The sequence below is a fragment of the Marinilabilia salmonicolor JCM 21150 genome, from assembly GCF_000259075.1.
In the GTDB taxonomy this organism is placed as follows: Bacteria; Bacteroidota; Bacteroidia; order Bacteroidales; family Marinilabiliaceae; genus Marinilabilia; species Marinilabilia salmonicolor.
The window spans coordinates 95,208-109,980 of the sequence record NZ_AJKI01000011.1; the positions used below are offsets into that span (position 1 = coordinate 95,208).

The window sequence follows — 14,773 nt, forward strand, 5'->3', positions numbered from 1 at the left end:
AAATCAACACCGGCCCCTGGCGCATGGACTATTGGTCACAAAAAATCCAAAGAACCCGCCCAAAACTACATGTTTTACTATTTCGTTGAATGTCATGGTGTCCATAGATTGCCCTCCGGTAAAGTAGTAGTACCCAAATCCGGCAGCTGCTCCCACGGCTATGCTGATGAGTGATGTTTTAAAATGCTTTGACTTCAAAAGGCCTTTGATGCCTTTCTCCCCTTCTAATTCTAATTTTTTAAACTGCATAATGCCTTCGTTTTACAAAATGCAAATATATAAATATTTAAATAACAATCTAAATCCTGACCTTCTTCAATTACGAAAGCATCCCCAATTTCTTCCCTGATTAAGATCCCATGTAATTTTTTCTTAACTTAATCGTCTGATAAAAAGCCACTCATCAACTCAATACTCGCATGAAGTTCTCACTTTTCATCCTGACATTTCTGCTCGTCACCACTTCTTTGAAGGGCCAGGAATCCAAAGAGGTTGTGGCTTTGCCAATAGATAAGCCATTAACCATCGACGCGGTGCTGGATGAAGCATTCTATCAGCAAGTCACTCCCGCTACAGATTTTCTACAACAGGCTGCGAAAAAGAAGGAATACTTCCTCCTGAAAGAACAAAAATGAAAAACCATCTGAAAGCATTGCATAGCGAACTCTAAAACCATTTATTGTCATCCTTTCTTTCAAGTCATCCACAAAGAGATTCCCGTACTGGTTGGTCAGGTTATCATTCTCAGGAATGCTTAGAGAGCCTCCTTTCAGTCCACTCTCTATCAAGAATTGCATAAACTAAATCATCAACCCATTTCCCATTTAAGTACAAACTCTCAATAAAATGAGCCTCTTTACGAAAACCTAAACGTTCCACTAATCTTATGGAACTGTTGTTTTCGGGATCAATAGACGCAATTACCCGATGCTTTTTCAAATCAAAAAACAAGAAATCCAGAACTCTCTCAACAGCCTCTGTAGCATATCCCTTATTATGAAAATCTTTATTTAACGTACATCCGATTTCAACCTGACGGTTCTCTTTATCCAGAAAATGAACCCCGATATCACCAATTATCTGGTTTATACTCTTTTCCACCAACACAAACTGAAACCATGTTTCAGGAACATTCAATTGCCGCGAAGTCTTATCAATAAAAACTTCTACATCCGTAATTGTCTCTGGAATCCATCCCTGGTATTTATTTACCTCTTTATCTGATCGATATTCAAAAACCATCTCCTTGTCAGCAACGGAAACTGGTCGGATATTTAATCTTTGTGTCTCAGGTATTATCATTATTCCTCATTCGAAAGGTTTAGATTCCTTTTGTGTCCTTTTGCCAGTTTAATTGTATGGGTCAGTAACTCTTTATTTCCCCAACTACCATGTCCGGGAATCACAATCTCTGCTTCAGGATAAGCTGCCAGCACCTTACCCACAGTTTTATCCCATTCTTCCACCACTGCATCTGCCAAATTCCCCAGACCACGAGATCCCATTGATTTTACAAGACATCCACCAAAAAGAATCCTTTTTTCAGGAAGCCAGACCGTAATATTGTCAAAAGAGTGGCCAGCTCCAAAATAACGGCAGATGATGGGCTCACCATTAAAATCAATTGTCAGGGAATCAGAAAAAGGCGTTGAGGGAACAGGTAAGTTCAGCTCCTTACACTTTTCAATCGTCATGAAGTTGGCCAGCGACTCAATCCCTAAATTGTGGAGATACCCCAGGCCACCAAGACAATCGTCGTGAAAATGACCAACGATTACTTTACTTATATCCACCGACATAGAGTCCTTTAAATACCTTGTCAGTTTTTCAGTTTTGCCATCGTCCATCGGGGTATCCACCATTAACGCTTCTCCATTTCTGACAACCAGCATCCCATTAGAGGGGAAACGACCAAATTCATCCGATTGATGCCAGGTAACATGAACATAAACAGAGTCGGCAAGCTGGAAGAGCTGAATATCATTATTGACCACAATAGTCTTAGGTTGCTTCGCATGTATTTGACAAAGCCCTAAAAGCCCGATGAGTAAAACAAACAATCTCTTATTCCCTTTCATCCTTATAAAATTTGTTTATTAAGGTCGGATGGAACTCGTCCCGAACATTTGGGACTCGTTTCATCGTTTTAGATTATTATATACTTGTGTTTACAACAAAAACTCCTTACAGTCGCCTTCTCCCAATTCGTAGACTTTATCAATAAATCCAATCTTTATCTGAGGAGAACGCCCCGATTCAAAAGAGACCTCCACGCGGTGTTGGGTAAAGTGCAGCCAGATCCAGTGCCCGCGGTAGCGAATACGCATGTTAAACCCTTTGATTTCTTTGGGCAACCGGGGATTCAACCACAACACGCCCCCTCTGATTTCCAGTCCGGTATAACAACGCTGGATCATATCCACAGTCCCGGCCATGGCTCCCAAATGAATTCCCTCAGCTGTAGTGCCCCCCTGGATATCCTCAAAATCGCTCTTCAGGGATTCCTTAAAAACCTGATAAGATTCTTCTCTGTCAGTCCGTGAGAACACCCAGGAAAACACCAGTCTGCTAAGAGTAGAGCCATGAGAACTCCGATCGATGTAATATTTTACCGTTTCCGGAATGGTGTTGCGGTCAAAATGATAACCCATGCGACGAAACAAAGCTTCTATCTCATCAGCCGATAAAAGATAAAAAAGCATCAAAACATCTGCCTGTTTGCTCACCTTATATCTATTGGGACTGTCACCTTCGGCTTTCAGGATGCGATCCAAACGTTGAATATCACCATACTTCTTTTTGTAGTGCTCAAAATCCAGTTCTTTTAAGTTATCATACCCCTCAAACTGACTGATGATGCCATTCTCCATAAACGGCACATACATTTTTCGACTAATGTGCTGCCACCTTTCAATTTCATCATCGTCGATTTTCAACTCTGCAAACAACTCCCGCTTCCTGGTATCCGAAAGCAAATCCACAAAATCAAGTGCTGTTCGCAAAACCCATACAGCCATCACATTGGTATAGGCATTATTGTTCAGTCCGGATTTCTCATAATCAGGATATTCGGTATGGAATTCATCCGGCCCCACAACACCGTGAATCTCAAATCGTCCACGTTTATCGTTAAATACAGCAATGCTCGACCAGAAACGGGCTATTTCAAACATCATCTCGGCCCCATAAGCCATCAAAAATTCGATATCCCGGGTAGCTTCATAATACTGATAGATATTGTAGGCGATGGCTACTCCCACATGACGCTGCAGATATGTATTGTCGGGATCCCAGTTCCCTGATTGGGGATTTAGGTGAACCACCTGGCTCTCCTCCCTCCCGTTACTTCCACTCTGCCAGGGAAACATAGCTCCTTTATAACCAGCAGTTTTTGCTGCCCTGCGTGCGGCCGGCAACCGATGGTAGCGATACATCAACAAGGAACGGGCAAGCTCGGGCAATTGAAAATTAAGGAATGGAAAAACAAACAGTTCGTCCCAAAAAACATGACCACGGTAGGCTTCCCCGTGCCAACCCCGTGCAGGAACTCCCACATCCAGTCCGATTGTATTGATTGAAGCTGTTTGAAGAATATGAAATATATGGAGACGCAGAATCATTTGAGTCTGGTCGCCATCCTTAATGTCAATATCGCACCGATACCACAACTCTGCCCATGATTGTGAATGCGCTTTCAGCAATTCGGAAAAACGTCCGGCTTCCGATAATGCATCACGAGCTTCCAGCACAGGTTCAGTAATTGCCCGGTCGCGTGAAGAAAAAACAGCAACAATCTTCTCAATGGTTAGAGGCCTTTTCTCCTCACATTCCAGCGTGAAAATATTTGCCACATATCCCACTTTTTTAAAAAATTCACTCTCCATGGAAACCGCTTCGCCATTTTTATAAATTTGAGTACGTGCAGCCTGAACCATTCTGGTTTTTGACTGATTGGCCTGAACGCGCAAATAAATTGTATCGAACTCAAAATGACCAATTTCCAAGGGCTGCAAGTGCTCCGATGTTAGATCTTGGTATCGGGGAACCCCACTATTTATCACAGTCCCATCAAGAGCAGAACGAATCTGAATTTTTCCTGACCAATTTTCCGGAGTCAGCGTCCATTCAATACCAGCCAGGTGGCAATTTTTCATATTCACAAAGCGACGGGCAACCAATGTCGATTCTTTCCCGTCATGCTCCCTGAATTTCATGCTCCGTGTCATAACACCCCCATACATATCCAGTTCCTGACGATAGAATAAAAGTTCTACATCATCAACTTTAAACCAACTCCCATCGTCATGCCTGAAGGAAAGTGGCAGCCAATTTGGCCAGTTTACCAAATCTTCATTCTCCACAATATGCCCGGAAACTTCAGAGCGGGCACGATTGTAACCACCCGCCATATATGTTCCGGGATAATGCACTTGGCCCGCAGCACATTCTTCGGCTGCAGAACGTGTGGCTACATAGCCATTTCCCAAAGTAAACAAAGCTTCCCGAAGTGGTTCGTGGTCGGGAATATAATCGTCGTAAATAACTTTCCACAGATTATTTTCCTTCATATTGCTGTGTTTTTTTCAGGAAGAATATCTTTTCCTGATGATTGATAAAGAAGTATTCCAAGCCCCATGAAGTAGCAACCTTTTCGGCACAATACGGTTTTACTAATATCCCGAATGCTCAAAAAACTATTCGTGAATTCCTCCAATGCAGGAATTATCCAACCAATTCGATTTTCTTAAATTTAGCAAGAAATATCAGAATACCAATGATATCTTTGCAGTCAAAGTGAGTTATTATGGCAATGAAAGACTACAGAAATCTGAGAAAGGCACTGGGAAAAGAGGAAGAATGGCCTCAACTTTATATGTTTAAATTTATCGTACCCAATCAACACGGGAAAGTGGACAAAGTAGTTTCCTTGCTTCCGGAAGAAAGCGACATCTCTTTTAAGCACACCAAAAGTCTCCGCCATGTTTCGATAACCTGCAAGGCAATGATGAGTCATCCGGACGATGTAATAACCATTACTCAAAACGTTACAGCCCTCGAAGGAGTGATGGCTCTATAGCATATAAAAGCACCGGAAGGAAAGATCCAGCCGGTGCTAATTTTATAGGAAATTCAGCAATGTTTCTCCCTATTCCCGGGGCAGTATCTTAATGGCAATTCCCTTCATAGTTTGCCATCCTGCTGCATCAGTTAGTCTTACCATAAAGTGATAATCGCCCGTATCCGCATCCTCGGGAACAAATATGTCAACTTCCGCCTCATACGAAGTCAAACCCGAAGGAATATTGTATTCATCGATAAGGTGAAACGGATTAACGGGTTCCTTTTCCGGCTCCATTTCACACTCAACCGCATCGGTGCTGTGGGTGTGATGGTCAAAATTATTGTGCGACTCAATACTGAAAGCACTCAATTCTTCATTGTCGGTAAACACAGCCCTGAAAGTAAAAGTCTCTCCCGGATATACCACCGAACAATTTACCGGAAAAGCATCGCTTCCTGACATATCAACAACCGGATACATATCGTCCTTATCATCGCTGCAGGATGAAAAAAGGAAAAGCGAAATCATCAACACACTCAAGAAAGTTCTCATCATCATCATAAAAATTTAAATATTTATCAATAATTAAAAGGAAACACTCATTGAAACAATAAAATTACGTCCGGGTCCCGGAGCCTCTATCAGCCGGTAGAAACTGGTATGATCGAGATACCGGACATTAAACAGGTTTCGCATCTGAAAACGCCAGTTGATTTGCGCCGCGCCGACCTGACGGGATGCCCCTGCCAATATGGAAGTCAGCCCATATCCCGGAGTTTTATTTTCGGGAGGAACTATCTCATTCTGAGCTGCAACAAGGCGATACTCCCCTCTAAGTATCAGGTTTTCAAATGACCGAAAAAAAGGATGGCTATATTCCAGAGAAAAGTCTGTCGTCCAGGGAGGTGAAAACGGCAACGTAAACCCTTCTTTATCTCCTGTCATCTGCCGGGAGTAAACATACTCCGATTCCAGAGCGCTTTTCAGTCGGTCAGAAATCCGATATTGCATCATCAGTTCACCTCCTGTGCGAAATACCTCATTATTCTGATATTTGAATCGTTGCAAACCCTGTTCATAACCGCCTTCCGGTCCCAGGTAAATATAATTTGGAAACCAGGTCACAAAGGGGTTTATCTCAAATCCAAAGAAATTCCATTCATGTCCAACCGCAGCATCCAGTTGCCACGACACCTCAGGCGAAAGATTGATATCCCCCTCCTCGTAGCGGTACATGTGATAGTTCATTCCATTTGCCGCCAGCTCTTTGGGGAGTGGCATCCGAAAGCCGTTGCCAAAATTCAATTTAAAAAACGAACGTTCCTGATGATAGTTTACACCCAGCGCCCAACTCACAAAGCTAAAATCCCTGTCGACATCAGGTGCTCTGAGAATATACTCTTCTCCATTTTCACGCGGACTCACAAACCAATCGCGATGCGGCTCAATCTGAATCCTTGAAAAGTCATAACGAATACCTGCATTAACAACCCAGGGAGGTGTCAAAAAAACCTTATCGTGAATGAAAAGGCCCGATTCAGTACTTTGAAATGCAGGAATAATAAAACCCCATCCGTCAATTTCATTCACCTGATGCTCTACATCTCCGCCAACAGTAAGGTTGTGACGACCTATTTCAGGAATTTTCCAACGCACATTTACACTTCTGGTTTCTTTTTGAAACCACCGTTCAAGATTATCGGGTGGTTTAGGCATATATCCATGCGCCACAGCCTCAGAGAATTCCTCACGCCGATTATGTTGCCATCCTGCATTGATTCGTATTTGATGAGCACCCGGAGAAATCGTGGTATTGCTCGTCACTTTTCGATGACGCACCTGCTGATATGGCAAATCTATGGTACGGGAAGAGCGGTCATAATCGATGGAAGAAGTTCTGATTTCCAGTCCGTGAGCATTGGCAAAAAAACCGCTTTTAGCATTAAGCTGACTAACCGTAAGTCGGGTCATAAATTTATCTGAAGTCCACCCTAAAGCCAGATTGCCATTATTCTCATAGCCGGCGGTATTGCGCATCGCACCGTCTTTGAGCTGAAAGTAATATGAATAGTACTCGATACTATCGGCAGGCACGCGGTAATCGGCATAATCTACAGCCGACACTCTGGCTCTTAAAAACAAATGATTCCATCTCTTAAAAAGTGCTACAGAACCACCAATCGACTGGTTGTTGCTCCGCCCCGTGAGGTCCACCGCCACACCTGAAGAATTCTGTCCGGGAATTGAAAAACTCCGCATATCAATAACACCACCAATGGCACCAGAACCATACATCAGAGATGCCGGTCCTTTAATTACTTCCACATTTTCAATCCCGTACTGGTCAATTTCCAGCCCATGGTCAGCTCCCCACTGCTGTCCCTGATGTGCTACCCCGTTTTCTGCCACCACCACACGGTCGAAACCAAGGCCCCGAATCAAGGGCTTCGACTGTCCGGAACCAATATCGATGGAACTGATACCCGGCAACCGCCTGAGGGTCTGCATCAAGCTTCCTGAGCGATTATCCGCGATAAATTTCCGATCCACCACCGCCACACTTCGTGAATCTTCCCTGTTCAAAATACTTCGATAGGTTCCTTCCACCACCACTTCGTTCAGCGAATGATCTTCCCGCTGCAAAGAAATATGCAACGGCATCTGTTCGTTGATGTCAATTTCTCTTAACCAGGGCTCATACCCTAAAAAAGAAACTTCAACCAAGTACTTTCCCGAAGGAATATTTTTTATCTGAAAAGCCCCATCTTCTTCAGTCACCGTCCCCATCCCCAATGATTCGATGTGAACCACTGCCCCCGGTAAAGGATCATTGTGCTGACAGGTAACCACCCCTTGCAGTGATAAACTTGACTGGCCCGTTAACCCTGAACTCACCAACAGCAGGGACCACAGAAAAACACTTTTCATATTCAACACTACCATAAAAAACAAACCGAAACACCGGAATTTTACCACATTACACATCACCAACCGTCACTGAGTCACCACATTGATTACAAATACCCCGAATCACCAAATCATGCTCTTCGTCCACGAACCCATCAGGTAGGTTCAACGATTGCACCTTAATGCTTTTCAGACAAAAAAGGTTGTGACATTTCCGACAATAAAAATGAGCGTGGTCCACCTGATGATGATGTCCTTTCTCACAGTTGTTCAGTGCATACTTTACCATCACATTATCGGCCACAATGCGATGAATTATTCCTGCATAGGTGAGCGTCTGTACACTGCGATAAAAAGTTGCCCGGTCGTACAATTCTCCCATCACATCTCTGATCTCATTTTCAGATTGAGGACCAGAAGACTCTTGTAATACCTGTATTAAGGCTATACGAGGTGTGGTTTTTTTCACCTTATGGTGGTCTAATATTTCTGAAGCAGTCATAAGTTTCATATTAAAACAATGCAACAAAGTTAATGAAATAACATTTCATTTGAAACAATGTTTCAATTAATCCGCTTTTTTCACAAATACCTCATTCCGATGCTCAACTACCTTTGATATACAATCGTCCTTAATATTTATTCAACCAACCAACACAACCTCAATCGGCTCCAACGACATGTAAATCATAAAAATTTTCATTACTTTAAGAGTTTTAAAACAACAAACCCAATAAAAAAATCTAAGATGAACCGTCACAAACGATTTTCAATAACAGCAATGCTGCTTTCGGCATTAATGTTTACCTCCTTTAGTCCCGAAGATGAATGGAAAAAACTGCTGGACAAAGACCTTTCCAAATGGGAAATGTATCTGAGCTTTAAGCATCAGAACAATTACGACGGCAGTCACCCACTGGATAAAAACGGAGAAACCATTGCACCCGTCGGCTACAACAATAATGTAAACAATGTTTTTTCGGTAATTGAAGAAGACGGAATCCCTGTTCTTAAGATAAGTGGCGAGTATTACGGGTGCGTTTTCACCAAAGAGTCTTTCGACAATTACCACCTGAAGCTAAAAGTGAAATGGGGTGATAAGAAATGGGAACCCCGCAAAGACAAACTTTTGGATTCCGGACTTCTCTATCATTCAACTGGAGACGCCGGAGTGGATTACTGGCGCTCATGGATGCTCTCTCAGGAATTTCAAATCATGGAAGGCCACATGGGTGATTACTGGGCCATTGGAAATACCGCAACTGATGTCCGCGCCTTCCCTCAGGAAGGAATGATGAACACGGTTGCCGGACATGAGGAACCATTCATTCCCATAGGCGGCTCAAGCGGGCGCGATGCTTTTTGTTTACGAAGTGCCGATTATGAAAGTGCCCCTGGTGAATGGACCACCCTGGAACTTATCTGCTTTAACGGGAAAAGTCTGCACATCGTCAACGGAAAAGTTGTAATGGTATTGCAAAACTCCAGAATGACAACCGAAGACGGAACCCAACCGCTGGAGAGTGGCAAAATTCAGATTCAGAGTGAAGCGGGTGAAGTTTATTTTAAAGACATCAAAATTAAACAACTGAATCAATTCCCCGCACAATGGGAAAAATTCTATCATTAATATAAGATTAACCTAACCCACCACCCACACAAAACGGCTAATACACTTAATTACAATTAGTTGCTTTCATGCATTTTTTTAAAAGGAAAAAGCCTCGGTTTTAGGAGGACTACCCTATACATAAAACAGGTTAGCCACAACAGGCTGAAAGCCTGGAAGCAATGGCCCAGGGCAACGCCCTGGATTTATCATCATTCCCCCCTCTCTTTATTGGTCGCAACGCGACCAATAAAGAGAGGGGGGAATGATTTATTACAATTTCCCTGGGGCGTTACCCCAGACTATTGCTTAAAGACGTTCGGCCTTTTAAAACCAATGGAACATCTTCGCTCTCGCATAATATTTTCTTTTCGGCAATCACTATTTTCAGACAAGCTTGTCTTACATTTTCCTAATTAAAGAAAAAATTCTATAAATCAACAAACATAAGACCTGCCACTCTGTTTTAGTTGCAGACAACACAATCATTTATCAGGAAAATAACAGAGAATCATGGTTAAAGAACAAAATCTCCAGGAAAAGAAACAGGTAATTGTTGTTGGAGGCGGATTTGCAGGACTCCAACTGGTTAGAAATCTGGACAAACGTTTTTTTAATGTCTTATTGATCGACAAAATCAATCATCACCAATTTCAGCCCTTATTTTATCAGGTCGCCACATCACAAATTGAGCCGGCAAGTATATCCTTCCCTTTCAGAAATATTTTCAAAAGCAGATCCCACATCCAAATAAGGATGACAGAGATGCTCAAAGTTAACCCGGATCATCAAACCATTACCACCACTATAGGTGATTTTTCATACGACTATCTGATATTGGCCACCGGTTGCAGAACCAATTATTTCGGAAACGCCAACATTCAAAAGAACGCATTTTCCTTAAAAACAACCTATCAATCCATCACCATCCGAAATCATATCCTTACAACTTTTGAGAAAGTAATTGCGGCCCCCAAGGCAGATCGTGAACGGATGCTGAACCTGACCATAGTCGGTGCCGGGCCCACCGGGGTAGAGCTTGCCGGAGCCTTCTCCGAAATAAAAAAAGAAATCCTTCCGAAGGACTATCACGATATCGACCTGTCAAAATTCACCATACGCCTGGTTGAAGGCAGCAACCATGTACTCAACAACATGAGCAAAGCATCGGGCGAAGCGGCTGAAAAATATCTGAAAAAGATGGGTGTGGTACTCCTAAAAAACACCTTTGTTAAAGATTATGACGGAGAAAATCTTACACTAAGCTCGGGAGAGACTATAAAATCTGCCACCGTCATTTGGGCTGCCGGAGTAACAGGGAGAAAAACTGAGGGAGTTCCGGCCGATGCAATTACGCGGGGGAACCGAATCATTGTGAATCGGCAAAACAAAGTACAAGGATTTGACAATATTTTTGCGGTAGGGGACATTGCTTATATGGAAACACCGGATTATCCCAACGGACATCCACAGGTTGCCAATGTTGCTATCAATCAGGCGCGTTTACTTGCAAAAAACCTAAAACAACTGCAACAAGGCAAACCGGTGGCCGATTATAAATACAAAGACCTGGGCTCCATGGCCACCATCGGACGGAATAAGGCGGTGGTTGATCTTCCATTTATCCGGTTTAAAGGATATATTGCCTGGCTGGTCTGGATGTTCTTACACCTCATGCTCATTCTAAGCGTCCGTAACCGGCTCATTATTTTTATCAACTGGGCCTGGCTTTATGTGACCAAGAATACTTCCCTGCGATTAATTCTTACTTCAGGAAAAACATCAGATGAGCAACCATAATTCGAACCACGTAAATCGCCCCCACAGCGTCTTAGCCCACCTTAGGAATAAAACTGGTTAGGAGTAAATATGCTGTAAGTATGAGAGCAATAGCCCGGGTTAAACATCGTAATAAATAATTTATGAAACGAAGTCAATAATCCAGATTAAATATCTCTAAGAACCACAAGAACTCAGGCTTGTCTTCTGCCCCACTTGACAGACAAAACAATTAAGGAAGTTACTTTAACAACTTCAAGTATCACATAATAAAGATGGACCAGGGAGTCGTCAACCTGCTTTCCGTCAATTATCATTAACGCTCTTTCTGAAAGGGCGGGCAAAAGAACAAAGGTCTGAACAAGCAAAACGAGCATTAAAACTATGGAAAGACTCTTAACAACAAGAGATAGTTTTCTGAAGCTCAACACCAGAATGGCCGAATAGGCTACCAATAAGGCCCATTCTATAAAATTTAATGCCCTGAAAACCTTCATCCCAATACCCAACCCAATGGGTAAAGTTACCCCGGGTGCCTGAAACTTAATCCAGGCTTCCATAAAACTTATGGAACTTACTGCACCGGCCCAAAACGTCAGGATAATTACGGCAAATAAAATGGCTTTTCTCATTACTTTAATTCAAGCTCAAAGTTCAACAGCAAGAGATTTTTTTACTTCACAAATATACAAAACCGCCGAATAAAGGACAAAAACATCCTCTATATTCCTCCATTTGAGCTGCCACTCTAAAACAAAACAAATGAAGGATTAGAAAAAGCCCCAATCTGTCCAACAATAATAGCAAACATCTTGTTACACTGTAACCTTATTAATTGACGGAATCGAACATCGTTTCACCAACCATCCATAGCAATGTTCAGTTTCAGAATAAACCTATTTAACAAATCAAAAAACAAGCTCATGAAAAATCAACTCAATAAATACAGTCGTCTCATTACACAGGATGAAAGTCTGCCGGCAGCGCAAGCCATGCTCTATGCCATTGGGATGAGCGAAGACGACCAGAAAAAAGCTCAGGTGGGAATCGTAAGCACTGGCTTTCAGGGGAATCCCTGCAATATGCACCTCAACGACATCGCCACCCTGGTAAAAAAGGAAGTTGACCGGCAAAAAGACCTTTACGGGCTGATTTTTCATACCATAGGAGTTAGCGACGGCATAACCAACGGTACGGAGGGCATGAAATATTCCCTTCCATCCAGAGAACTTATTGCCGACTCCATCGAAACAGTGGTCAGTGCTCAATTTTACGATGCCGTGATTCCCATTGTTGGATGCGATAAAAATATGCCGGGCGCCATGATTGCACTTGGAAGGTTAAATCGTCCGGCCATCCTCATGTATGGAGGAACAGTCAAGAAAGGAAGCTGGAAAAACCAGGACCTGAACATCGTTTCCGCCTTTGAAGCCTATGGCGAAAAATTACGCGGAAAAATCTCCGATTTCGACTACAAAGGAATCATCAGACACAGCATACCGGGAGCAGGAGCCTGTGGCGGCATGTACACAGCCAATTCCATGGCGGCAGCAATCGAATGTATGGGAATGAGTTTACCCTACACTTCCTCAAATCCCGCTGTAAGCCCCCAAAAAAGAGATGAAGCACAAACTTTGTCAAAAGCCATCAAAACGGTGCTGGATAAAGACATCAAACCCCGGGATATAATGACTCGCCAGGCTTTCGAAAATGCCATCACGCTAATTATGGCCACGGGGGGATCCACAAATGCGGTCATCCATCTCATCGCCATGGCCAAATCGGTAGGTGTACCGCTCAGCATCGACGACTTCCAGGAAATTAGCAACAGAACTCCATATCTGGCCGATCTGAAACCCAGTGGAAAATACCTGATGGAGGACCTGCACAACATTGGAGGAATTCCGGCGGTAATGAAATTCCTGCTTAAAGAGGGATTGATTGACGGAAATCCCATGACGGTGACCGGTAAAACAATAGGCGAGAATCTCGAATCGGTACCAAACCTTCCCGGAAACCAAAAAATTATTGCTCCGCTAAGTCATCCCATCAAAAAATCGGGTCATATCCAGATTCTCTATGGAAACCTGGCAACCGAAGGAGCTGTTGCCAAAATTACGGGGAAAGAAGGAGACCATTTCAGCGGGCCGGCTCATGTATTTGAGGATGAAAAGGAAGCCATCGAGGGCATTGGCAAAAGCGTGAAGCCCGGTGAAGTCATCGTGATACGAAACAGCGGCCCCAAAGGCGCCCCCGGAATGCCCGAAATGCTAAAACCTACAGGGGCAGTTATGGGAGCCGGTCTGGGCAACGATGTGGCACTTATTACAGACGGCAGATTTTCCGGCGGATCACATGGTTTTGTGGTTGGTCACATCACCCCGGAAGCATACAGTGGAGGCCTGATTGGTTTAATACAAGACGGAGATATTATCACCATCGACATCAATAAAAACCTGCTTGAGGTGGATCTTTCTGATGAAGAAATTGCAAAACGAAAAAAAGAATGGGAAAAACCTGTGGAAAAGCCGGCCACCGGAATCCTGAAAAAATTCAGAAACTCAGTCGCCTCTGCCTCAGAGGGGTGTATCACAGATCAATAACAAACTCCCCTATCAGTCTTTCCAGCCATACATTTGCATCCGGAGTTCCCTCTGCAGGAGCCCAGGATGCAAACTGTTTGTCATTGGAGGGATTATAGGGGCCGTCTTTCACCTCATAAACTACCGTTCCTCTCTCCAGCGAAATGGCCATATGCCATTCCCCGGGAGCTATCTCCACAGCATATTTCCCTGCCTTGTGATCCAGTAATTGACAATGCGAAACATTACCTTCATTATCAAAGAACAGCATCATTAATCGTCCCCTAAGCAAAATAAAAACCTCTCTCTTTTCCGGATTTTCATGCTTATGAGGACGCACATAAGTCCCGGGCTCAAAAGCATTGAGCATACGTTGCAAAACATCTTCATCCCCAAAATGGAAATTCAGATTTTTCCGTTTTCGCTCCAAACTATCGGCTTGTCCGGAAAGGTAATCCAACAATTGCTGATCAATCAACTTCATTGGCACAACACTATTTAATTAACCGAAGATTGTATGGATACCGATATGATCGTCCTTCATTCGTTTCCATTATGGCCTTAATCACAAAAATTACCGCAAAAATCACAATAGCGATCAATAAGGGAACACCAATTAGCACCACACTAAGTGCTCCGGCAACCATCACAGCAATGGCCACCGTAATCTGAAAATTCACAGATTCTTTCCCTTCTGCATCAACATGTGGATACTCATCCTTTTTGATAAGCCATATGATCAAAGGCCCAATCACATTTCCAAAAGGGATAAGCAGCCCGGCAAAGGCAGCCAGATGACAATACATTCCCCAGTTTTTTTCATCTGTCGTCATA

General features: G+C 43.2%; 15 protein-coding genes. 5 read left to right on the forward strand and 10 right to left on the reverse strand.

Annotated elements, in window-relative coordinates; genetic code table 11:
* Window positions 1-3: 3 nt before the first annotated feature.
* On the reverse strand, window positions 4-249 hold the full coding sequence (locus tag W7W_RS0107430) for a hypothetical protein (protein ID WP_010663170.1): 246 nt from the start codon (window positions 247-249) through the stop codon (window positions 4-6).
* A 170-nt stretch (window positions 250-419) separates the two neighbouring features.
* Between W7W_RS0107430 and W7W_RS0107435 the strand changes: the two genes are divergently transcribed.
* Window positions 420-635: a hypothetical protein gene (locus W7W_RS0107435; RefSeq protein WP_010663171.1), complete on the forward strand. Its 216-nt coding sequence runs from the start codon at window positions 420-422 to the stop codon at window positions 633-635.
* 109 nt (window positions 636-744) lie between these two features.
* Here W7W_RS0107435 and W7W_RS0107440 read toward each other — a convergent pair whose 3' ends face one another.
* The 3 genes from W7W_RS0107440 to W7W_RS0107450 all read right to left on the reverse strand — a co-directional run bounded on the left by W7W_RS0107440 (window position 745) and on the right by W7W_RS0107450 (window position 4,568).
* Window positions 745-1,302 carry a GNAT family N-acetyltransferase gene (locus W7W_RS0107440; protein WP_010663172.1) on the reverse strand — a complete coding sequence of 186 codons (558 nt, stop codon included), beginning with the start codon at window positions 1,300-1,302 and terminating at the stop codon, window positions 745-747.
* Window positions 1,302-2,078 carry a subclass B1 metallo-beta-lactamase gene (gene bla, locus W7W_RS0107445; RefSeq protein ID WP_010663173.1) on the reverse strand — a complete coding sequence of 259 codons (777 nt, stop codon included), beginning with the start codon at window positions 2,076-2,078 and terminating at the stop codon, window positions 1,302-1,304. Before bla ends, W7W_RS0107440 begins: the two co-directional genes overlap by 1 nt.
* Window positions 2,079-2,168: 90 nt before the next feature.
* Window positions 2,169-4,568: a glycoside hydrolase family 65 protein gene (locus W7W_RS0107450; RefSeq protein ID WP_010663174.1), complete on the reverse strand. Its 2,400-nt coding sequence runs from the start codon at window positions 4,566-4,568 to the stop codon at window positions 2,169-2,171.
* A 236-nt stretch (window positions 4,569-4,804) separates the two neighbouring features.
* Between W7W_RS0107450 and W7W_RS0107455 the strand changes: the two genes are divergently transcribed.
* Window positions 4,805-5,077, forward strand: coding sequence for a DUF493 family protein (locus W7W_RS0107455; protein WP_010663175.1), 273 nt, complete (start codon window positions 4,805-4,807; stop codon window positions 5,075-5,077).
* Between the two features lie 69 nt (window positions 5,078-5,146).
* Here the strand turns inward: W7W_RS0107455 and W7W_RS0107460 are convergent, their stop codons facing one another.
* Genes W7W_RS0107460 through W7W_RS0107470 form a run of 3 tightly spaced genes read right to left on the reverse strand, consistent with a single transcriptional unit; the run spans window position 5,147 to window position 8,471 of the window.
* Window positions 5,147-5,617, reverse strand: a complete 471-nt coding sequence (locus W7W_RS0107460; protein ID WP_199898068.1) for a DUF4625 domain-containing protein — start codon at window positions 5,615-5,617, stop codon at window positions 5,147-5,149.
* Window positions 5,618-5,647: 30 nt separating this feature from the next.
* Complete coding sequence (locus tag W7W_RS0107465) at window positions 5,648-7,990, reverse strand: TonB-dependent receptor (RefSeq protein ID WP_029510466.1); 2,343 nt, start codon at window positions 7,988-7,990, stop codon at window positions 5,648-5,650.
* Between the two features lie 49 nt (window positions 7,991-8,039).
* Entirely contained in the window at window positions 8,040-8,471 is a 432-nt protein-coding gene (locus tag W7W_RS0107470) for a Fur family transcriptional regulator (RefSeq protein ID WP_010663178.1), read from the reverse strand.
* A 246-nt stretch (window positions 8,472-8,717) separates the two neighbouring features.
* Between W7W_RS0107470 and W7W_RS0107475 the strand changes: the two genes are divergently transcribed.
* Window positions 8,718-9,599: a 3-keto-disaccharide hydrolase gene (locus W7W_RS0107475; RefSeq protein ID WP_010663179.1), complete on the forward strand. Its 882-nt coding sequence runs from the start codon at window positions 8,718-8,720 to the stop codon at window positions 9,597-9,599.
* A 492-nt stretch (window positions 9,600-10,091) separates the two neighbouring features.
* Complete coding sequence (locus W7W_RS0107480) at window positions 10,092-11,378, forward strand: NAD(P)/FAD-dependent oxidoreductase (RefSeq protein ID WP_010663180.1); 1,287 nt, start codon at window positions 10,092-10,094, stop codon at window positions 11,376-11,378.
* Window positions 11,379-11,551: 173 nt separating this feature from the next.
* Here W7W_RS0107480 and W7W_RS0107485 read toward each other — a convergent pair whose 3' ends face one another.
* Window positions 11,552-11,989, reverse strand: coding sequence for a hypothetical protein (locus W7W_RS0107485; RefSeq protein ID WP_010663181.1), 438 nt, complete (start codon window positions 11,987-11,989; stop codon window positions 11,552-11,554).
* Window positions 11,990-12,280: 291 nt separating this feature from the next.
* Between W7W_RS0107485 and ilvD the strand changes: the two genes are divergently transcribed.
* Entirely contained in the window at window positions 12,281-13,960 is a 1,680-nt protein-coding gene (gene ilvD / locus W7W_RS0107490; RefSeq protein WP_010663182.1) for a dihydroxy-acid dehydratase, read from the forward strand.
* On the opposite strand, the gene W7W_RS0107495 is transcribed toward ilvD, so the two are convergent.
* Together W7W_RS0107495 and W7W_RS0107500 are read right to left on the reverse strand one after the other, a co-directional pair.
* Window positions 13,947-14,423, reverse strand: coding sequence for a WbuC family cupin fold metalloprotein (locus tag W7W_RS0107495; RefSeq protein ID WP_010663183.1), 477 nt, complete (start codon window positions 14,421-14,423; stop codon window positions 13,947-13,949). The genes ilvD and W7W_RS0107495 overlap by 14 nt on opposite strands.
* A 10-nt stretch (window positions 14,424-14,433) precedes the next feature.
* Window positions 14,434-14,772: a DUF4870 domain-containing protein gene (locus W7W_RS0107500; RefSeq protein ID WP_010663184.1), complete on the reverse strand. Its 339-nt coding sequence runs from the start codon at window positions 14,770-14,772 to the stop codon at window positions 14,434-14,436.
* Between the last annotated feature and the right edge of the window lies 1 nt (window position 14,773).

Coding starts and splice junctions, on each gene's coding strand:
- W7W_RS0107430 (WP_010663170.1), bottom strand. CDS start 249: ATGCAGTTTAAAAAATTAGAATTAGAAGGGGAGAAAGGCATCAAAGGC.
- W7W_RS0107435 (WP_010663171.1), top strand. CDS start 420: ATGAAGTTCTCACTTTTCATCCTGACATTTCTGCTCGTCACCACTTCT.
- W7W_RS0107440 (WP_010663172.1), bottom strand. CDS start 1,302: ATGATAATACCTGAGACACAAAGATTAAATATCCGACCAGTTTCCGTT.
- bla (WP_010663173.1), bottom strand. CDS start 2,078: ATGAAAGGGAATAAGAGATTGTTTGTTTTACTCATCGGGCTTTTAGGG.
- W7W_RS0107450 (WP_010663174.1), bottom strand. CDS start 4,568: ATGAAGGAAAATAATCTGTGGAAAGTTATTTACGACGATTATATTCCC.
- W7W_RS0107455 (WP_010663175.1), top strand. CDS start 4,805: ATGGCAATGAAAGACTACAGAAATCTGAGAAAGGCACTGGGAAAAGAG.
- W7W_RS0107460 (WP_199898068.1), bottom strand. CDS start 5,617: ATGATGAGAACTTTCTTGAGTGTGTTGATGATTTCGCTTTTCCTTTTT.
- W7W_RS0107465 (WP_029510466.1), bottom strand. CDS start 7,990: ATGAAAAGTGTTTTTCTGTGGTCCCTGCTGTTGGTGAGTTCAGGGTTA.
- W7W_RS0107470 (WP_010663178.1), bottom strand. CDS start 8,471: ATGACTGCTTCAGAAATATTAGACCACCATAAGGTGAAAAAAACCACA.
- W7W_RS0107475 (WP_010663179.1), top strand. CDS start 8,718: ATGAACCGTCACAAACGATTTTCAATAACAGCAATGCTGCTTTCGGCA.
- W7W_RS0107480 (WP_010663180.1), top strand. CDS start 10,092: ATGGTTAAAGAACAAAATCTCCAGGAAAAGAAACAGGTAATTGTTGTT.
- W7W_RS0107485 (WP_010663181.1), bottom strand. CDS start 11,989: ATGAGAAAAGCCATTTTATTTGCCGTAATTATCCTGACGTTTTGGGCC.
- ilvD (WP_010663182.1), top strand. CDS start 12,281: ATGAAAAATCAACTCAATAAATACAGTCGTCTCATTACACAGGATGAA.
- W7W_RS0107495 (WP_010663183.1), bottom strand. CDS start 14,423: ATGAAGTTGATTGATCAGCAATTGTTGGATTACCTTTCCGGACAAGCC.
- W7W_RS0107500 (WP_010663184.1), bottom strand. CDS start 14,772: ATGACGACAGATGAAAAAAACTGGGGAATGTATTGTCATCTGGCTGCC.